This window comes from Salinisphaera orenii subsp. halophila YIM 95161 (assembly GCF_003732545.1).
Classification (GTDB): domain Bacteria; phylum Pseudomonadota; class Gammaproteobacteria; order Nevskiales; family Salinisphaeraceae; genus Salinisphaera; species Salinisphaera orenii_A.
Map to the genome: position 1 here is coordinate 41,283 of NZ_AYKF01000001.1, position 17,989 is coordinate 59,271.

General features: G+C 68.0%; 17 protein-coding genes and 1 tRNA gene. 2 read left to right on the forward strand and 16 right to left on the reverse strand.

Going from position 1 to position 17,989, the window contains the following annotated elements; all coding sequences use genetic code 11:
* Positions 1 to 8 precede the first annotated feature (8 nt).
* The 3 genes from SAHL_RS00160 to SAHL_RS00170 all read right to left on the reverse strand — a co-directional run bounded on the left by SAHL_RS00160 (position 9) and on the right by SAHL_RS00170 (position 3,517).
* Complete coding sequence (locus tag SAHL_RS00160) at positions 9 to 1,328, reverse strand: CmpA/NrtA family ABC transporter substrate-binding protein (RefSeq protein ID WP_123589578.1); 1,320 nt, start codon at positions 1,326 to 1,328, stop codon at positions 9 to 11.
* Between the two features lie 348 nt (positions 1,329 to 1,676).
* Positions 1,677 to 2,249, reverse strand: coding sequence for an ANTAR domain-containing response regulator (locus tag SAHL_RS00165; RefSeq protein WP_245965432.1), 573 nt, complete (start codon positions 2,247 to 2,249; stop codon positions 1,677 to 1,679).
* A 92-nt stretch (positions 2,250 to 2,341) separates the two neighbouring features.
* The gene (locus SAHL_RS00170; RefSeq protein ID WP_221177763.1) at positions 2,342 to 3,517 is read right to left on the reverse strand and encodes a DUF6607 family protein; all 1,176 of its coding nucleotides are present in this window, start codon (positions 3,515 to 3,517) and stop codon (positions 2,342 to 2,344) included.
* Between the two features lie 204 nt (positions 3,518 to 3,721).
* On the opposite strand from SAHL_RS00170, the gene SAHL_RS17665 reads away from it, so the two are divergent.
* On the forward strand, positions 3,722 to 3,886 hold the full coding sequence (locus tag SAHL_RS17665) for a hypothetical protein (RefSeq protein WP_184947066.1): 165 nt from the start codon (positions 3,722 to 3,724) through the stop codon (positions 3,884 to 3,886).
* Between the two features lie 898 nt (positions 3,887 to 4,784).
* Here the strand turns inward: SAHL_RS17665 and SAHL_RS00175 are convergent.
* The 13 genes from SAHL_RS00175 to SAHL_RS00235 form a co-directional block, all read right to left on the reverse strand.
* Positions 4,785 to 4,994 (reverse strand): hypothetical protein, encoded by a 210-nt coding sequence (locus tag SAHL_RS00175; protein ID WP_123589392.1) that lies wholly within the window; start codon positions 4,992 to 4,994, stop codon positions 4,785 to 4,787.
* A 753-nt stretch (positions 4,995 to 5,747) separates the two neighbouring features.
* A tRNA-Gln gene (locus SAHL_RS00180) sits at positions 5,748 to 5,821 on the reverse strand.
* 50 nt (positions 5,822 to 5,871) lie between these two features.
* Positions 5,872 to 6,264: a 30S ribosomal protein S9 gene (gene rpsI, locus SAHL_RS00185; RefSeq protein WP_123589393.1), complete on the reverse strand. Its 393-nt coding sequence runs from the start codon at positions 6,262 to 6,264 to the stop codon at positions 5,872 to 5,874.
* 4 nt (positions 6,265 to 6,268) lie between these two features.
* Positions 6,269 to 6,697, reverse strand: coding sequence for a 50S ribosomal protein L13 (rplM, locus tag SAHL_RS00190; protein ID WP_123589394.1), 429 nt, complete (start codon positions 6,695 to 6,697; stop codon positions 6,269 to 6,271).
* A 104-nt stretch (positions 6,698 to 6,801) separates the two neighbouring features.
* Complete coding sequence (locus SAHL_RS00195; protein ID WP_123589395.1) at positions 6,802 to 7,389, reverse strand: nitroreductase family protein; 588 nt, start codon at positions 7,387 to 7,389, stop codon at positions 6,802 to 6,804.
* A 4-nt stretch (positions 7,390 to 7,393) separates the two neighbouring features.
* On the reverse strand, positions 7,394 to 7,963 hold the full coding sequence (locus SAHL_RS00200) for an LPS-assembly lipoprotein LptE (protein WP_123589396.1): 570 nt from the start codon (positions 7,961 to 7,963) through the stop codon (positions 7,394 to 7,396).
* Positions 7,964 to 7,993: 30 nt separating this feature from the next.
* Entirely contained in the window at positions 7,994 to 10,432 is a 2,439-nt protein-coding gene (gene leuS, locus SAHL_RS00205) for a leucine--tRNA ligase (protein ID WP_123589397.1), read from the reverse strand.
* A gap of 325 nt (positions 10,433 to 10,757) precedes the next feature.
* Positions 10,758 to 12,269: an apolipoprotein N-acyltransferase gene (gene lnt / locus SAHL_RS00210; RefSeq protein WP_123589398.1), complete on the reverse strand. Its 1,512-nt coding sequence runs from the start codon at positions 12,267 to 12,269 to the stop codon at positions 10,758 to 10,760.
* A gap of 126 nt (positions 12,270 to 12,395) precedes the next feature.
* Positions 12,396 to 13,259 (reverse strand): HlyC/CorC family transporter, encoded by an 864-nt coding sequence (locus SAHL_RS00215; protein WP_123589399.1) that lies wholly within the window; start codon positions 13,257 to 13,259, stop codon positions 12,396 to 12,398.
* A gap of 57 nt (positions 13,260 to 13,316) precedes the next feature.
* Complete coding sequence (ybeY, locus tag SAHL_RS00220) at positions 13,317 to 13,784, reverse strand: rRNA maturation RNase YbeY (protein WP_123589580.1); 468 nt, start codon at positions 13,782 to 13,784, stop codon at positions 13,317 to 13,319.
* Positions 13,785 to 13,788: 4 nt separating this feature from the next.
* Positions 13,789 to 14,781 carry a PhoH family protein gene (locus SAHL_RS00225; protein ID WP_123589400.1) on the reverse strand — a complete coding sequence of 331 codons (993 nt, stop codon included), beginning with the start codon at positions 14,779 to 14,781 and terminating at the stop codon, positions 13,789 to 13,791.
* Between the two features lie 25 nt (positions 14,782 to 14,806).
* A complete protein-coding gene (gene miaB / locus SAHL_RS00230; protein ID WP_123589401.1) occupies positions 14,807 to 16,171 on the reverse strand; it encodes a tRNA (N6-isopentenyl adenosine(37)-C2)-methylthiotransferase MiaB in 1,365 nt (454 codons plus the stop codon).
* Between the two features lie 86 nt (positions 16,172 to 16,257).
* Positions 16,258 to 17,001, reverse strand: a complete 744-nt coding sequence (locus SAHL_RS00235; RefSeq protein ID WP_184947069.1) for a cyclic nucleotide-binding domain-containing protein — start codon at positions 16,999 to 17,001, stop codon at positions 16,258 to 16,260.
* Between the two features lie 223 nt (positions 17,002 to 17,224).
* Here SAHL_RS00235 and SAHL_RS00240 point away from each other — a divergent pair, with 223 nt between their 5' ends.
* A complete protein-coding gene (locus tag SAHL_RS00240; protein ID WP_123589403.1) occupies positions 17,225 to 17,908 on the forward strand; it encodes an OmpW/AlkL family protein in 684 nt (227 codons plus the stop codon).
* Positions 17,909 to 17,989: the final 81 nt, after the last annotated feature.

Genomic DNA, 17,989 nt, shown 5'->3' on the forward strand with positions numbered 1-17,989 from the left:
ACGATCTCCTAGCCGGCGACGGATGAACGGTTCGAGGGATTGACCTGTGCGAGTTCGGCGAGCCGCGCCGTGCGCGCGGTCGGCTGGGTCTCGGCGATATAGCCGAGACAGTCGGCGGGATCGAAGACGCGCCCGTCGAAGAAGCGATCAGGCCCCATGGCGATGGCGCCGTCGTTGGTCGCCAGCGCCCAGCCCTCGGCATGCCGGCCTTCGGACTTGGTGTCCGTGTCCGGACAGGCCACGCCGATGTCGGCCACCGCCTCGCGATAGATGCCGGGTCGGTAGACGGCCGCGGCGGTCGCCGCGATGTCCAGCGCGCCGACAATCTGGCCCCAGCGCAGCATCTGGGTGATGAACCACATCGCCTGCGAGCACCAGGGAAAGTTGGCGGCGTAGCGATGGAAGACATTGAAATCGGGCAGCGACACGCTCGTCGCCTCCCGCGCGTGGCGAAATTCGCCGACGAGCGGTCCCCGGATGGCCTCGGCGGGCGCATCCAGGCGATCCGGCGCAGCCAGCCGCGTCACGATGCCGCGGCGGTTGGCCGGCTCATCCAGCCAGCGCGCGGCCCGCACCAGGGCCCGCACCAGCGCACGATGCGTGTTCGGATGGCGTTCGGCCCAGTCGCGGGTCACGCCGAGCACCTTTTCCGGGGCGTTGCGCCAGATCTCGTAACCGGTGATCAGCACGCGGCCGAGGCCGGCGCGCACCGCCATCTGATTCCAGGGTTCGCCCACGCAGTAGCCGGCGATGCGTCCGGCCTCCAGATTCGCGACCATGCGCGGCGGCGGCACGACGATCAGCCGCACGTCGCGATCCGGATCGATGCCGGCCGCGGCCAGCCAGTAGCGCAGCTGATAGTTGTGGGCCGAGGCCGGATGCACCATGGCGAAGGTCATCGGCGCCAGCCCCGCTTCGCGATCGGCGTCGATCACCCGCTTGAGCGCCCGCGCCGTACACGGACGCTCGCTCATCGCCTCGGGGTCGGCCGCCACCAAGCGGCCATACAGCGCCTCGGAGACAGTGATCGCGTTGCCGTTGAGGCCCAACGAGAGCGCCGTGACCATCGCCTGTGGCGGCGCGCCGACACCGAGGGTCGCGGCGATCGGCATGCCCGCGAGCATCTGGGCGCCGTCCAGCAGGCCGAAGGCCACCTTGTCGCGGATGGCCGCCCACGAGGCCTCCCGCGAGAGTGTGACCGTCAGGCCCTCCTCGGCAAAGAAACCCGCGCTCTGCGCGGCGATCAGGGGCGCGCAATCGGTCAGCGGCACGAAGCCCAGAGTCAGGGCGCTGCGCTCGAGCGGGCGGTGTGATCGGGATGGCTTCATCGCGTTCCGGGCCTGGGTGTCGTGTCCGCCGGTCGCGGACACAAAAAAGCCCGGCTCGCTGCATGCAGTCACCATGCGGCGTCACCGGGCTCCCTTGCCCCCCAACCGATTGTTTCGCGCCGGGCCGGATGCGGGCCTCTTTCGGCCCCGACCGCCATTGATCGGAGACATGCCGGCGCGGCTTAGTGGGACTGATGCAGCAACCGTGCCAGACCGCCTCAGATGCCTCAGAGCCCTGTTTCAGAAAGCTTTGGGCGCCAGCATCGCCGCCGCGTCACAGCCCGCCTCCGCCCGATCACGCTGCCCTGTCGACGTGCAGCCTGCACCGATGCCGTGCAGCGGCGACGCCTACTCGGCCGCCCGCGTCATCACGCGGCGGGCGATCTCGGCCAGGGGCAGGCTGTGGTCCATGGCCGTCTTGCGCAGGCGCGCATAGGCCTGCTGCTCGCTCATCGCCTCGCGCTCCATCAGCAGGCACTTGGCGCGGTTGATCACCTGACGGTCGGCCAGCGTTTCGCGGGTTTCGGCCAGCTCGCGTCGCAACGTCTCGACCTGCTGGAACTGGCGCACGGCCACGTCCACGAGCGATCTCACCAGCGCCGGCGAGAGCCCTTCCATGACATAGGCGCTGATGCCCGCGGCCGAGGCCTCGGCCATCAGCCGCCGATCGTCCTGCGAGGAAAGCATGAGCAGCGGTTTGGGATAACGCTCGCCCAGCGTGGCGACGTCCTCGAGCACGTCGCGCGACGGCGAGTCGGCGCCGACAATCACCGCATCGGGCGCCAGCCGCTCCATCGCATCGTAGAGATCGGCCTCGTCGCTGACGACATCCACGACGTCATAGCCGGCATCCGCGATGACGGCTCGCAGCGTCGACAGGCGCGCCGACCGGCGATCCACAAGCAGTACGCGTAGGGCCACGGCCATCGTCCGATTAACCGACGTGTTCTGCTGGAGCAACAAACATGCCACGCCGAGCCGGCCCGTCCGGCGGGCGCGCATGATCGGCCGTCTCAGCCGCTCGGATCGCTCTGCACGTAGCGCCCGAGCGTACGGTCGATGAAGCGCCGCGCCGCCTCGGCGTCGTAGGTCCGGCCCTCGGCGAGCGCCTGCGCGTAGTCGAACAGCGGAGCGAAACGGGGCGTGCCGTCGCGATGCCGACGGATCGAGACCGCGTCGGCATCCGTCTCCAGACAGCGCCAGTAGGCACGCACCTCGGCCCAGAACGGCGCGGTACGCCGCCAGTACCGCGCGCCGGCCGAGAAGTCGAAGTCGACGATGCGTCGATACCGGTTCACGCCCTGCTCGCGGGCCAGGCGATCGGCCGGCTCGCCCGCCTTGTCGAGCACGACCTTCTCGTTGTCCTGGCCGTGCACCCAGCCGGTGGGCAGCACGGTGATGCGGTTCGTGCCCACGAGCACGTCGTAGTCGCCGCGCACGCCGGACTCGCGCCGCGGCAGCGGCCGCCAGGTGCGATCGCTCTGCCACACGGACCGACTGTCGTCGTGATGCCAGCGCCCGGCGGCTTCGTAGCGCGGCGCATCGTCGACCTGGTAGACCGCCTGGGTCCAGCGTCCGGCGGCACGATCGGCGGCCACGCGACGCGGCGCCCATCGGCGCTCGCCCGCGAAGACGAACAGGTCGCGATCTTCGTGGCGCCAGTCCTGCCGCCAGTGCTTCATCACGACGGGGCCCTGCAGACGCGTTTCGCCCGTGTCCTCGTCCGGGGCTTCGTAGTACATGACCATGAGATGCTGCAGGCTGATGAAATCGCCGTCGTCGGCGATCACCCGCACGCGCTCGGTCGCCCAGGATCGATACGGCGCGGCGCGCTCGTAGCCGGGCGCGTAGCCGATCGTTTCCACAAACTCGAAATCGACCCGGTAGTCACCGGCCAGCGCCAGGATCGCGCGCCGGTCGCGTTCGAAGCGACTCAGGTTCGGGGCCTGCAACCGCGCCCAGGCGGCGCTCGGCGTGTCGGCCAGTTCCACCGGCGCGCCGGCGGACGTGCCGCCGCGCGCCGCGGGCGCGCAATCGTCCAGCGTCGACCAGCTGAACACATGCCGCTCGACATCACATGCGGCGATCGCCGCCGATACCGGGCCCAGGCACAGCAACAGGGCGCCGATAACCGCCAGCGCCTCCCGCCGGACCCGGCGCCCCGGCCTTCCGTATTCCGTTCTCGACATCACGCATCTCCCGCGCTCCGGCACCAGCGGTCGATCCTGCCATGCAGAGCTGCGTATGGCTCGTGCCGCAGCCGACATTCCATCGTGCATGACGCAATCGATGTGCAGGACGCTTATCGAGCGAATGCAAAATACAATATCGCCTGTTGAAATAGCGCCCGAATGACTACACAATAATGTGGCCTACAATACATTTGCCGCCCTATGCTCATTGCCAGTCTGAGCGTCGCCTGCATCGTGGCCACTGCCGCCGGCGCGGCGCTGACCTATCGACGCCACGCCCGCCGCCGTACGCGGCTCGACGCGGAGCTGGCCTACCACCGTATTAAGAAGCCTACGCACGCCGACGCGCCGCGTTCGACCGACTGAGGCCGGCCCGCCGGCTCGGCCGCACCGACGCCGACGGACGGCGTCCGCCCAGACCGGCTGATCGACACGTACCCCGCTACCGACATCATCCGGGCGTCGACAGAGACGGTGTCAGCCGGTCAACCGCCCCACGCATGCCAGCAAACCCCGACCGCATGCCAGATGGAGTCATCGGCACCTGCTGACGACGTCGATGCGATAGCCCGTCTATTCGCGAGGCGCATTAGCCACGAGGGCAGACGCGAACCACTCGACCAGCCGGGTCCGCAAGCGTATCGGTGCGGATCGCGTCACCGCGGAAGCCGGGCTCTTGCGGGTCAGCCGCGGCGATCCGTCTGCCGTTCCTGTCGTGATTCAGCACGCGGGGAGACCGAACCAGCCTCGTCCGGCAACAGCCCGTGAGTCGGTCGACGGCGTGCTGGGAACAGCGGAGACCCTTGAAGGCTTCCTTCCGGCGGGAGAACGCACGGCAACGGGCCACGGTCGCGCAACGGGCCGTGGAAGCGAGCGGTTGCAGGCGTATCGCCCCGCGGCCGCTGTGATGGCATGGCGCGCGCCGGTACGCTCTTCACGGGGCGCTCGTCGGAGATCGTCGGCGTCGCCTCGTACGCGGGCTACGACCGATGTGATTGACGTCGGGTCACGCTCGACTCGATGCGAGCGGATCGTCGCCCAGCGTTCACGTTCGGAATCACGCGCACCACAGACACCGGCGCGGCTACACGCGGCCGCCGACCGGGTGTTTCGAGCAACGCGGCCTCATTGGGGCCACGCGTCGCGGGTTCGTACCGCGCCGTCCGGGACTGGCATCGATGACTGGGGCCGGTCGCGGCTGGCTGTGCGAACCGGCCCCGCTCCCAGGCGAAGGGGCCTCGAAGTCCCCCTCACGGATAGCGCTTCACCCCGTCATTGTGGCCATCTCGCGACCCATCTGGATGGCCTCCTCTCGTGTCTGGGGCGTGCGCGAGCCGGTGGAGCGCTGCGGTTCGGTGTTGTCGTCGAAGCGCACCTCGACTTCCCAGCCGCCATCCACTTCGCGCCCGAGAATCTCGAAGCCGCGGTCCGCATCCCGTTCGAGCGTATCCCAGTCCGTCAGATTACGTTTCATAGTGTTAAAACCCAGTGTGTCGAGGCGATAGTCTAACCGTCACGGCAAGCCGGCCCAACGGGGCCGACACGATCGGGCAACGCCCGGCAGGGCCGGTTCGTCTCCCAGGGCCGCCGAGCGCGGGATCGTTCGATGATCGAAAACGGCCTCAGCACGGGCGCCTGGCCGATGCGCGGCTCGTCGTCGTTGCCAACCGCATATCCGGGCCCCACGAAACACCTTGCCCATCGCTGCGCCGATCTTGGGCTTCGCGCCAGGCCGAAGCCGTCTCTCGAGGATGACTCCCGCACACCGCGCGAGCCGGCGGCGAGGCGGATTCAACATCGCGGCACGCTGAGATGATGCAATATTCGATTGGAGTCATCCCCGGCCGGCGCCGCGCGCCCGTTCGGCGCCGCCGTCGCGACGCTCCAGCGTGCTCGCAGACAGATTCGGTCGCGCCTGCACTGCGCTCACCCGGCCCGGCGGCGCGAACGCACCATCGCCCGACCCTATATCGAGCCCTTCGTACGCCCATCGAACCGAGGGGTCGCCAATCAGCGCCTGTTCGCCGGCAGACAGAAAGCCACCGATAGGCGGGCTCAAACTACGTAACGCTGACGACAGGCCGGGGGCTCGAGGGCCGGATGGCTCGCAGCCGCGCCGCCCGACCGTCCTCACCAGTCCCGGATTCGCCCATCGAATCGAGCGGTTCCCACAAGCGCTTTCTTCCGGCCAGACAAAAAAAGCCCGCCGATAGGCGGGCTTCTGGTCTGGCTGGGGGAGAGGGATTCGAACCCCCACTGACGGAGTCAGAGTCCGTAGTCCTACCATTAGACGATCCCCCAGTAACCTGGGCCGGCCGGGCAACGCGGGGCTGCCCGGCCGTGTCTCGTCGCTAGCGCTTGGAGTACTGCGGCGACTTGCGCGCCTTGTGCAGGCCGATCTTCTTGCGCTCGACCTTGCGCGCGTCGCGGGTCATGTACCCGGCAGCGCGCAGCGGGGCGCGCATCATTTCGTCGTACTGCACCAGGGCGCGCGACAGGCCGTGGCGGATGGCGCCGGCCTGACCGTTCGGACCACCACCGTTGACCGTGATGTTGATGTCGAAACGATTGGTGGAATCGGTCACCTCGAGCGCCTGACGCACGATCATGCGCGACGTCGGCCGACCGAAGTATTCGTCCAGCGTCTTCTTGTTGACCGTGATCTGGCCACTGCCCGGCTTGATGAAAACGCGCGCGGTGGCGGTCTTGCGACGGCCGGTGCCGTACGACTGTTCGGTTGCCATATGCTTAAATCTCCAGCGTCTGCGGCTGCTGTGCGGCGTGCGGATGCTCGGCGCCCGGATAGACGCGCAGCTTGCGGCCCATCTGCCGGCCGAGCGGGTTTTTCGGCAGCATGCCCTTGACCGCGCTCTCGATCACGCGCTCCGGGTGGGTCGCCAGCTGGTCTTCCAGCGTGATCGACTTCAGGTTGCCCACATAGCCGGTGTGACGGTGATAGACCTTCTGCTGCGGCTTCTTGCCGGTGACCTTCACCTGCGAGGCGTTGATGACCACGATGTGGTCGCCGACATCCATATGCGGGGTGAACTCCGGCTTGTGCTTGCCGCGCAGACGGAAGGCGACCTCGGAGGCGAGCCGACCGAGCGTCTTGTCGGCAGCGTCCACGACGAACCAGTCGCCGGGCACTTCGTCCTTTTTCGCGGAAAACGTCTTCATTGCATATCCTGGAGCGAACGCGAACGTGCAGCCACCCGTGGCTGCGGAAAGCGCGCAATTCTAATGCGCGCGCGCCGGATTTGCAACGCCGCCGCGCGGCCGATTCACGGGCAGGAGAAAACGATCTCGCCGAGGTCGCGGCGCTGGGTGCGTGGACGCCGTTTCGGGTAACCGTACCAGATCAGGCCCACGCAGTATTCGCGGGCCGGATCGGCGCCGAGCATCTCGAGGAAACGCGTCTCGCGGGTGACCGTCCCGCTCGTCCACTTGCTCTCCACGCCGGCGCTGTGCAGATACAGTGAGAGGTTGTGGATCGCGCAGGCGCAGGCGCCGTAGTCCTCCTGCGCAGTGACCGGGTCGTCGTCGCGCACGCAGGTCACCGCCAGCCAGCCCGGGACACGGCGCCAGCGCTCGCGCTTGGTGGCGGCCACGTCGTCGCCCTTGCGCTCGGCCACCAGCGCCGCGTTGAGTTCGACGATGTCGGCCTGGGTGCGGGGGCCGATGAGATAGAAGCGCCACGGCTGGGTTTCGTGATGGTTGGGCGCCCAGCGCGCGATCTCGATCGCCTCGCGCACGAGCGCGGGGTCCGGCACCGTGTCGCGGAACTGATCCACCGAGCGGCGCCCGCGCAAAAAGCGCGCGGCGTCGGCCGGCTCTATCGGGCTGGCCTCGAGGGCGGCGCGGTCGACCATCGCCTCAGGCGCCCTTGTCGCCGGCGGCCGCGCCGAGCCGATCGTTGGCATCGGCGATGCGCAGCAGAATCAGGTCCGCCAGCTCCCGGTGCATGCTGGTCAGCAGATCCCGCTGTTCGGCTTCGGCGGCCAGTCGCTCGGTGTCGTCGAAACTGTAGTTGCGGGTGACCGACAGGGTCTCGCCGGACAGCTGGGTGGCGCCGTTGACGCTGTAGTCGAAGCGCACGCGGGTGGTCAGCTCGTACTCGGCGACGCGGCCGTCGCGCGGGCTCACGGACACGATGCGCTGGTTGTTGTCGATCTCGGCGATGTCGAGCTGGGCGGCGGCACCCGACTCGCCCAGCACGCCGCGCTCGCGCAGCCGTTGCTCCAGCGTCTGCACCAACGGCGGGTCGCCCACGCGGTAATCGTCGCTGTAGCTGACGTGCATGCGCTCGACGCCGCTCGGCAGCGGCGAGGCGCCCTGCAGATGAAAACCGCAGCCGGCCAGCGACACCAGCACGGCGAGCGCCGCCAGAAGGGGCGGCCAGGCCCGGCGGCGCGGGCTGATGGCGGTCGGCGATGGGCGTTTCATAGCGGCACGTCCTTGGCGTTACGGAGCGATCTATACCACGAGATTGACGAGCTTGCCCGGCACCACGATGGTCTTCTTGATCGGCTGGCCGTCCACGAAACGGGCGACGTTGTCGTCCGCCCGCGCGGCCGCGGCCACCGTATCGCGATCGGCGTCGGCCGGCACCTCGATGCGGGCACGCACCTTGCCGTTGACCTGCACCACGAGGGTGAGACTGTCTCGGGTCAGCGCGCCTTCGTCGGCCTCGGGCCAGGCCACGTCCAGCAACAGATCGTCGTGGCCGAGCTCGCGCCAGAGCACGTCGCAGACATGCGGGGTGATCGGCGCCAGCATCCGCACGATCGCCTCCAGCGCCTCCTGGCGCACCGCATGCTGCGCCGGATCGGCGTCGTCGACGCGGCCCAGCGCATTGCACAGTTCCATGATCGCGGCGATGGCCGTGTTGAACGTGTAGCGCCGGCCGACGTCGTCGCCGACCTTGGCGATGGTCTCGTGCAGCTTGCGACGCAGCGCCCCGGCCTCGCCTTCGGCGGTGCCCGCCGGTGCCACCACGCCGCGGTCGACGTGGTCGGCGACCAGACGCCAGAGCCGCTTGAGAAAGCGATGCGCGCCCTCGACGCCGGCATCCGACCATTCCAGCGACTGATCCGGCGGCGCCGCGAACATGGTGAACAGGCGCACGGTGTCCGCGCCGTAGGTCTCGATCAGCGCCTGCGGATCGACCGTGTTGCCCTTGGACTTGGACATCTTGGCGCCGTCGGACAGCACCATCCCCTGGGTCAGCAGGCGCGAGAACGGTTCGTCGGCGTGGCTCAGGCCCTCGTCGCGCATGACCTTCTGGAAGAAACGCGCATACAGCAGATGCAGAATGGCGTGCTCCACCCCGCCGATGTACTGATCCACCGGCAGCCAGTAGCCGGCCCGGTCGTCGAGCATGACGTCGGCGTCCGGGCAGGCGAAACGAGCGAAGTACCAGGACGACTCCATGAAGGTGTCGAAGGTGTCCGTCTCGCGCCGGGCCGGCTTGCCGCAGGCCGGGCAGTCGCAGTTCACGAACTCGGGCATGTCCGGCAGCGGCGAGCCCGCGCCCTCGGGCGTGACGTCCTCCGGCAGCACCACCGGCAGATCGGCCTCCGGCACCGGCACCGCGCCGCAGTCGTCGCAGTGGATGATCGGGATCGGCGCGCCCCAGTAGCGCTGGCGCGACAGGCCCCAGTCGCGCAGGCGGTACTGGGTCTTGCGGCGGGCCACGCCGCGCGCCTCCAGCCGGTCGGCGATGGCGTTGAAGGCGGCGTCGAAGTCCTTGCCGTCGTCCTCGCCCGAGTTGATCAGCACGCCCTTGTCGGCACTCGCGCCGCGACCGATATCCGGCGCGTTGCCCTCGGCATCGGCGACCACCGGCACGATCGGCAGGCCGTAGGCGGTGGCGAACTCCCAGTCGCGCTGATCGTGCGCGGGCACGCTCATCACCGCGCCCGTGCCGTAACCCATCAGCACGAAATTGGCCGCGAAGATCGGCAGCTTCTCTCCCGATAGCGGGTGAATCGCCTCGACCGGCAGGCGATAGCCTTTCTTGTCGCGCGTTTCCAGCCCGGCCTCGGCGGTGCCGCCGGCGCGGCATTCCTCGACAAACGCCGCCAGTTCGGCGTCGGTATCGGCGGCGGCCGCGACCAGCGGATGATCGGCCGCCAGCGCCATGTAGGTCGCGCCGTGCAGCGTGTCGGGGCGCGTGGTGTAGACCGTCAGCGGCTCGTCCTGGCCGGCCACCTCGAAATCGATCTCCAGACCGGTCGAACGGCCGATCCAGTTGGCCTGCATGGTCTTGACCGCCTCCGGCCAGCCGTCGAGCTTGTCGAGATCGTCCAGCAGTTCGTCGGCATAGTCGGTGATGCGCGCGAACCACTGCGGAATCGCACGCTGTTCGACGATCGCCCCCGAGCGCCAGCCGCGACCGTCGACCACCTGTTCGTTGGCGAGCACGGTCTGGTCGACCGGATCCCAGTTGACCACCGATTCGCGGCGGTAGACCAGCCCCTTCTCGAACAGCCGCGTGAACAGCCACTGCTCCCAGCGATAGTAGGACGGGTCGCAGGTCGCGAACTCGCGCGACCAGTCGTAGGCGAAGCCGAGCTGGGCAAGCTGCTCGCGCATGGCGGCGATGTTCTCGCGCGTCCATTTCGCCGGCGGCACGCCGTTCTTGATCGCCGCGTTTTCGGCCGGCAGGCCGAAGGCGTCCCAGCCCATCGGCTGGAGTACGTTCTTGCCGCACATGCGCTGGTAGCGCGAGATGACGTCGCCGATGGTGTAGTTGCGCACGTGCCCCATGTGCAGCTTGCCGCTGGGATAGGGGAACATCGACAGACAGTAGAACTTGTCGCGATCGTCGCGGACGACCTCGAAGGCGCGCGCCGCGGTCCAGCGCGACTGCACGTCGGCCTCGATCGCCTCGAAACGGTAGGTGGCATCCATGGGCGGTATTATCGTCTCGTCGCTCGCGGGCGCAGCGACATCGGGTCGAAACAGCCCGCTAGTCTAGGCGGTGTGGCGTTTTCGTGCGAGCCCGCGACAGGCGCTGCCCGGCGACGACACGAGGCGCGCAGCAATTGCGCGCCAGCGCGCCGCAACGTTGGATCGCCGGGAACGGCGCCTGTGGGCAAGCCTCGGGCCGCGAATCACGCCGTGGGTCGGCGCGCGCCTCGATCAGGCCCCGCCACGGCCGGCGCACCACGCCTGTCGGCAGCGAGGTGCGGCCGCGAGGCGACGCCCGCACGTCACCCGAGAACCCCCGTCCGGGTCACCGCGCCCGCCGCCGGATCGCGGTCAGCGCCAGGCCTGCTGCGACCAGCACGAAGGCCGCCAGCCACAGCGGCCGGTCGCGCAGCCGCATGTAGGGCGTCAGCCCGTCACGCGGCTGCACCGTGGACTCGATGGTCGCCACGGTGAACTGATCGGTGCGTTCGCGCACGCGCCCTTCGGCGTCGATGATCGCAGAGATGCCGGTATTGGCCGCGCGCAGCATCGGCCGGCCCGCCTCGAGCGCCCGCATGCGGGCGATCTCCAGATGCTGCGGCGCGGCGGTGGTGCCGGAGAACCACGCATCGTTGGTCACGTTGACCAGCACCCCGGCCGCCGGCAGCGCCCGGGCGATCTCGTAGCCGAAAGCGTCCTCGAAGCAGATCGACAGCCCCAGGCGCAGACCGGCGGCCTCGATCGGCGCCTGTTCGTCGGGGCCGAAACCGAGATCTGAAAAGCGCATGTCGATGCCGTCGAGCCAGTCCTTGACGAACCCGGGCACTGGGAAATACTCGCCGAAGGGCACCAGGTGGCGCTTGTAGTAGCGCCCCTCGCCCGCGCCGAGGGCGAGCACTGCATTGTAGTAGGCGCCGGTGGCGTCATCCGGCACCAGCGTGCCCGCAAGCACGGTCTGATCGCGCCCGGCCGCGAGCGCTGCGATATCGTCCAGATAGTCGCGCACGCGATCGGCCGGCGCGGGAACCGCGACCTCGGGCCAGACCACCAGGGGCGCGTCGCTGGCCTCGGTCATGTCGCGGTAGCGCGACAGCGTCTTCGCCAGCGTGTCGCGCCGCCATTTGACCTCCTGCGGGAAATTGCCCTGCAGGATGTCGACCCGCACCGGCTCACCGCTCGGCTGTGTCCAGTGCCCGGCCGCCGGCAGCCACCACAGCGCCACCGGCGCGATCGCGATCAGCAGCACCGCGACCGTCCGGCCCGCGATGGTGCCCGCGAACAGCAGCGCGATGGTGCCCGCCGCCGCCATCATCAGGAAACCCAGCAGATACACGCCGCCCAGCGGCGCGATCGCGGTGACGGGCGCATCGATCAGCGAATAGCCGAGCGACAGCCAGGGGAAACCGGTCATCACCCAACTGCGCACCAGTTCGGCCAGCAGCCAGGCGCCCGGCACGAAGACCAGCGCCCAGAGCGTGCGCGGCAGCCGCCGCGTGGCGCCCGCGAAGGCGCCCACGAGCATCGGGTAGAGCGCCAGATAGATCGTCAGCAGGCAGACCAGGCCGATGGCCATGATCAGCGGTGCGCCGCCGTAGTAATAGGTGGAGACGAATGTCCAGTAGATGCCGCTGCCGAAATGGGCGAGCCCGAACACAAACCCCCGCCAGGCGCCGCGCCGGGCGCTGGCCCGCCACCACAGCGCCACCAGGCCAACCAGCGCGACCAGCGTCAGCCCGTAGTAGCCGAACGGCGCGAAGCCGAGCGTCGCCGCGCCGCCGAGCAGCGCCGGCGCCAGCACATCGAGCAGCAGAGCCCGGCCGGAAATACGAGACGCCATCTAGCGCCCGCCGAGCCGGCACGCCCGGTCCGGCGACGAAACGCGCCCGGCGGCCGGCGGTGCGATGCTGGATGGTGTCGTCACAACGGTCTCCCTAGCCGACGGAGGCGGGCTGCAGCCTCGGCGCTACTCGGCGGCCTCCGGCAGAATCGTCATCTGGAACAGATGGATGCGGCGCGAATCGGCGCGCTGGACGTTGAACTGGAAACGGTCGATGGTCGTGGTCTCGCCGCGCTTGGGCATGTGCCCGAACTCGTGCACCACGAGGCCGCCGATGGTGTCGAAGTCCTCGTCCGAGAAATCGGTGTCGAAGTACTTGTTGAACTCGTCGACCGGCGTGAGGCTGCGCACCTGGAAGCGGTTCTTCTCCTGCCGCAGGATATAGGCGCCCTCGGCCTGGTCGTATTCGTCGTCGATGTCGCCCACGATCTGCTCGAGTGCGTCCTCGATGGTGACCAGCCCGGCGACGCCGCCGTATTCGTCCACCACGATCGCCATGTGATTGCGCGAGGCTTTGAATTCCTTGAGCAGCACGTTGACGCGCTTGGACTCCGGCACATAGACCGCCGACCGCAGCACGTCGCCGATCTCGAACTCGGCGCGCCCGCCGGGCGACTCGGCCAGCTGGAGCATGTCCTTGGCCAGCAGGATGCCGGCGACCTCGTCGCGCGATTCGCCGATCACCGGGAATCGCGAGTGGCCGGACTGGATCGCCGTGGCCAGCACCTCGGCGATGTCGGCGTCGGATTCGACCACCACCATCTGCGAGCGCGGGATCATGATGTCGCGCACCTGCAGCTCCGAGACCTTGAGCACCCCCTGCATCATCCAGAGCGCGTCCACGTCCAGCAGTTCGTTCTCCTGGGCTTCGGTGAGCACGGCCACCAGCTCGTCCCGATCGCGCGGCGGCCCGGCCAGGCTCATGCCGATCTGACGCAGCCAGTTGCCGCTGCTACTTCGGTTGGATTCCGATTCGTCGTCTTCGCTCATGCTCGTTCTGCGGCTACGGCCGCCCTCCTTGTGTCACCGGCCGTAGCGGCAGGTCAATCAGTCACGTTCGAGATAGGGGTCATCGTAGCCCAGCCGCGCCAGCACGCGGCGCTCGGTGGACTCCATGACATTCGCCTCATCGTCGCCGATATGATCGAAGCCGAGCAAGTGCAGGACACCGTGCACGACCATGTGCGCGACGTGGGCCGACAGCGTCTTGCCCTGGGCCTCGGCCTCGGCCTCGACCACCGGCGCGCAGATCACCAGATCGCCCAGCGCGGCGAAGCCCGGCAATCGCACGTCCGCAGGGAACGAGAGCACGTTGGTGGCGTACGGCTTGTCGCGATAGGCGCCGTTGAGGCGCGCGGATTCGGCCCGATCCACGATGTGCACGCCGAGCTCCACCGCGGTCTCGGCATCGAAGGCCGCGACGGCTTCGAGGGCGGCCGTGGCGGCCGTCTCGATGCGCGTGGGGTCGAAGGCGTCGCCGGCAGCACCCGCGCCGGCGACTTCGATGTCGAGCATCATCTCAGCCGCGACCGGACTCCGTGCCCTCGCCGTGCTCGGCGTCGTCGGCCCGGTCATAGGCCTGGACGATGCGCTGGACGAGCGGATGCCGGACGACGTCGCGCGCGGCGAAGCGGGTCACGCTGATGCCTTCGATGCCGCCGAGAATACCCACGGCGTGGCGCAGCCCCGAGCGCTTGGACGCGGGCAGATCGATCTGGGTCATGTCGCCGGTGACCACCGCGGTCGAGCCGAAGCCGATGCGGGTCAGAAACATCTTCATCTGCTCGACGGTGGTGTTCTGGGCTTCGTCGAGGATGATGTAGGCCTCGTTGAGGGTGCGCCCGCGCATGTAGGCCAGCGGCGCGATCTCGATCACCTGACGCTCGATCAGGCGGCCGACCCGATCGAAGCCGAGCATCTCGTAGAGGGCGTCGTAGAGCGGCCGCAGATAGGGGTCGATCTTCTGGGCCAGATCGCCGGGCAGGAAACCCAGACGTTCGCCGGCCTCCACGGCCGGGCGCACCAGCAGCAGGCGGCGCACGCGCTCGGCCTCCAGCGCGTCCACCGCCGCGGCCACCGCCAGAAAGGTCTTGCCGGTGCCGGCGGGGCCGATGCCGAAATTCAGATCATTGGCCTTGAGATTCGCCAGATAGCGGCGCTGATTGGGGCCCCGGCCGCGGATCAGCCCCGTGCGCGTCTTGATCACGATCTCGTCGCCGCCGTCGGCCGACTCGCCGCGCTCCTGCCGGGCCGAGCGGGCGACCACGTGCACGCTGTCGGGGGTGACCTCGCCGGCGGCGGTCGCCGCGTACAGTTCGTTGAGCGCATCGACCGCGGCCGCGGCGTCCGCCTCCGGCCCGGAGACCTGGAAATGGTGGCCGCGGTTGTGCACGCGCACGCCCAGGCTTTCCTCGATCACTCGGAGATGGCCGTCCTGGGCGCCGCAGAGGCGGGCCAGCCGCTCGGTATCCGGCGGCGCCAGCTCCAGCGTCTTGCGCACGCTGTCGTTCAAGGCGTAGGTCCCTTCACAGCCCGCATCAGACGACCGCCGCGAGTTCGGGCTCGCGGGTCGCGACCCGCCCGCGCAGCGAGTTGTCCAGCGCCTCGGTCACTTCGACTTCGACGAAATGCCCGACCATGCGCGGATGGCCGTCGAAGTTCACCCAGCGGTTGGAGTCGGTGCGGCCGGCCATCTGACCGCCGCCACGCTTGGATTCGCGCTCGACGAGTACGCGCTGGGTGGTGCCGACCATCGCCTGCATGTACTGGCGGTTGAAGTCGCCGATACGCGCCTGCAGGCGCGCCAGGCGTTCTTTCTTGACCTCGCGCGGGGTGTCGTCGGCCATATCGGCGGCCGGCGTACCGGGACGCTTGCTATAGACGAAGGAAAACGCGGCGTCGAAGCCGATGTCCTCGACCAGCTGCATGGTCTGCTCGAATTCTTCTTCGCCCTCGCCCGGATGGCCGACGATGATGTCGGTCGACAGGCTGATGTCCGGGCGCACCGCGCGCAGCTTCGCGATGCGCTCGCGGAAATGCTCGGCCGTGTAGCCGCGCTTCATCTGTGCGAGCACCGCGTCCGAGCCGGACTGCACCGGCAGGTGCAGATAGTTGGCCAGTTTCGGCACCCGCGCATACGCTTCGATGAGCGCATCCGAGAACTCCAGCGGGTGGCTGGTGGTATAGCGAATCCGCTCGATACCGTCGATCTCGGCCACGAACTCGACCAGCATCGCCAGATCACAGACCGAGCCGTCTTCCATCGGCCCGCGGTAGCCGTTGACGTTCTGGCCCAGCAGCGTGATTTCCTTGACGCCCTGCTCGGCAAGTTCCGCCACTTCGAGAATCACGTCGTCGAAGGGCCGGCTGATCTCTTCGCCACGCGTGTAGGGCACCACACAGAAGCTGCAGTACTTCGAGCAGCCTTCCATGATCGACACGAACGCGGTAGCGCCTTCGGCCTTGGCCGGCGGCATATGATCGAACTTGTCGATCTCCGGAAAGGCGATATCGACGATGCCGGCGCCGTTGTCCTGCACGGCGTCCAGCATCTCGGGCAGACGGTGCAGCGTCTGCGGGCCGAACACCATATCCACGTAGGGCGCGCGCTCGCGGATGGCGTGGCCTTCCTGCGAGGCGACACAGCCGCCCACGCCGATCACGATCTCGGGCCGGGCTTCCTTCAATTCGCGCCAGCGGCCGAGCTGCGAGAACACCTTCTCCTGTGCCTTCTCGCGCACGGAACAGGTGTTGAGCAGAATGATGTCAGCGGCTTCCGGGCTGTCCACGCGCTCGGCGCCGCGCTGCTTCGCGAGCACGTCGACCATCTTGGCCGAATCGTACTCGTTCATCTGGCAGCCCCAGGTCTGGACGAAGACTTTGGGTTGGGTCGCGCTGGTCATGGCCCGTCCGGCCCGATTCCGGGCGAATTCAAGCAAGCCGCATAGTGTAACGGATATCGCAAGGCGTTCGATCTATCGTAGCGGTTTCACTGGTCCGCCACCCAGGCGCCCTGACTCGAACGGGCGCGCAGAGCCTCCGGGTCGACAATATCCACGTCGTTGTGGCGTATGCGAATCACGCCATCGCGCTGCAGGCGCGTGAGCACACGGCTGACCGTTTCCAGGCGCATCGACAGAAAATTGGCCAGCTCCAGACGCTTCATGCTCAGCGACACCGGACTCGGCTCCAATCCACGCATTTCACGTCGACGGCTCAGGGTAAGCAACAGGCTGCAGATACGGCCCATGCTGTTCTTGCGCCCGAGCGTCAGCAGCAGCTTTTCTTCATCGGAAAGCGCCTGGCTCATCAACCGCATGAGCTGATGACGCAGACTCGGCAACTTGTCGACCAGCCGATCCAGACGCGCCACCGGTATACGACAGACGTGCGTGGGTTCGAGCGCCACCGCCGTGCAGTGGTGTTTCTGGTCGGCAAACCCGTCGAGGCCCAGCAGATCGCCGGGATAATAGAAACCCAGGATCTGTTCCAGCCCGTCCTCGTCGACGACGACGGTCTTCATCGAGCCGTCGCGAATGGCATAGATATCTTCGAGTGGGTCCCCCTGGACGAACAGTTCGTCACTGGCGCCGATCGGCACGCCGGTGCTCACCAGCCGCTCGAGTTCGAGGATGTCTTCGTGGCTCAGGCCGTAGGGCAAGCACAGATAGCGCAACGAGCAGTGACTGCAGGTTTCAGCCAACTGTTCGAGTTGTAGGGACGTTGCCACCATGCGCTCGCCTTGCATCCGGTTCGAAGTAACGCGCTCCACCGCGCTCAGCTTAGCCAATACGCAGAAACCTGCAGTTTTCGATGGCGCCCTGACTTCATTGCGGGGCAACTACTTGCCGACCAACAATCGGGACCGCGCCCGCTGTCGTTGACCTGGATCAAATAACGACTTTTACCGGCAAAGCAGCATCCCGGTGGCCGTCCAATGACTAGGAGAACCTCCCATGAACCGACTGTACCCGCCCGCGCTTGTCGCGGCCACCCTCGCAAGCCTGCCATTACCGCTATTCGCCCAGCCCGGCGCCGCAGAGGCCGGCGACTGGATCCTGCGCGGCGGGCTCACCTATGTCGCGCCCAACGACCACACATCGAGCCGCAACGGCGAGCTCGCGCCGGCGCTCGCCGGCACCGATGTCGCGGTGAGTTCCGAGCCGCAGTTCGGTGTCACCGCGGCGTATCTGCTGACCGACAACCTCGCGGTCGAGCTGCTGGCCGCCACCCCGTTCGAACACGACCTGACGCTGGCCGGCGGCGCGCTCGACGGCGTGCCGCTCGGCGATATCAAGCACCTGCCACCCACCTTGAGTTTGCAGTACCGCTTCGATACCGAGTCGGCGATCACGCCCTATGTCGGGCTCGGCCTGAACTACACGTTCTTCTTTTCGGAGGATGTATCCGATCAGGCACGGGCTCTTAGTGTCCAGCATATCAAGCTCGACGACTCCTTCGGCCCCGCGGCCCAGGTCGGGCTCGACTACGCGCTCACCGATCACTGGCTGATCAGTGCCGACGTGCGTTATCTGCACATCCAAACCACGGCCGAACTGCGCACGGCCACCGGTACGACCCATGTGGATGTCGATATCGATCCCTGGGTTTACACGCTCGCGGCGGGCTATCACTTCTAGCTGGCGCAAGCGCGGCAAACCGGATTTGATCTGGATCAACCGCCGAGGCCGGCGCCCAGCCTAGTCTGGCGCCGGCGCTCT

Excerpts from the sequence above, each read along its gene's own strand:
- SAHL_RS17665 (WP_184947066.1), top strand. The coding sequence starts at position 3,722 with ATGCTCATTGCCAGTCTGAGCGTCGCCTGCATCGTGGCCACTGCCGCC.
- SAHL_RS00195 (WP_123589395.1), bottom strand. The coding sequence starts at position 7,389 with ATGGTCGACCGCGCCGCCCTCGAGGCCAGCCCGATAGAGCCGGCCGAC.
- SAHL_RS00215 (WP_123589399.1), bottom strand. The coding sequence starts at position 13,259 with ATGAGCGAAGACGACGAATCGGAATCCAACCGAAGTAGCAGCGGCAAC.
- leuS (WP_123589397.1), bottom strand. The coding sequence starts at position 10,432 with ATGGATGCCACCTACCGTTTCGAGGCGATCGAGGCCGACGTGCAGTCG.
- miaB (WP_123589401.1), bottom strand. The coding sequence starts at position 16,171 with ATGACCAGCGCGACCCAACCCAAAGTCTTCGTCCAGACCTGGGGCTGC.
- SAHL_RS00235 (WP_184947069.1), bottom strand. The coding sequence starts at position 17,001 with ATGGTGGCAACGTCCCTACAACTCGAACAGTTGGCTGAAACCTGCAGT.
- SAHL_RS00200 (WP_123589396.1), bottom strand. The coding sequence starts at position 7,963 with ATGAAACGCCCATCGCCGACCGCCATCAGCCCGCGCCGCCGGGCCTGG.
- ybeY (WP_123589580.1), bottom strand. The coding sequence starts at position 13,784 with ATGCTCGACATCGAAGTCGCCGGCGCGGGTGCTGCCGGCGACGCCTTC.
- rpsI (WP_123589393.1), bottom strand. The coding sequence starts at position 6,264 with ATGGCAACCGAACAGTCGTACGGCACCGGCCGTCGCAAGACCGCCACC.
- SAHL_RS00175 (WP_123589392.1), bottom strand. The coding sequence starts at position 4,994 with ATGAAACGTAATCTGACGGACTGGGATACGCTCGAACGGGATGCGGAC.
- SAHL_RS00240 (WP_123589403.1), top strand. The coding sequence starts at position 17,225 with ATGAACCGACTGTACCCGCCCGCGCTTGTCGCGGCCACCCTCGCAAGC.
- SAHL_RS00170 (WP_221177763.1), bottom strand. The coding sequence starts at position 3,517 with ATGTCGAGAACGGAATACGGAAGGCCGGGGCGCCGGGTCCGGCGGGAG.
- rplM (WP_123589394.1), bottom strand. The coding sequence starts at position 6,697 with ATGAAGACGTTTTCCGCGAAAAAGGACGAAGTGCCCGGCGACTGGTTC.
- lnt (WP_123589398.1), bottom strand. The coding sequence starts at position 12,269 with ATGGCGTCTCGTATTTCCGGCCGGGCTCTGCTGCTCGATGTGCTGGCG.
- SAHL_RS00160 (WP_123589578.1), bottom strand. The coding sequence starts at position 1,328 with ATGAAGCCATCCCGATCACACCGCCCGCTCGAGCGCAGCGCCCTGACT.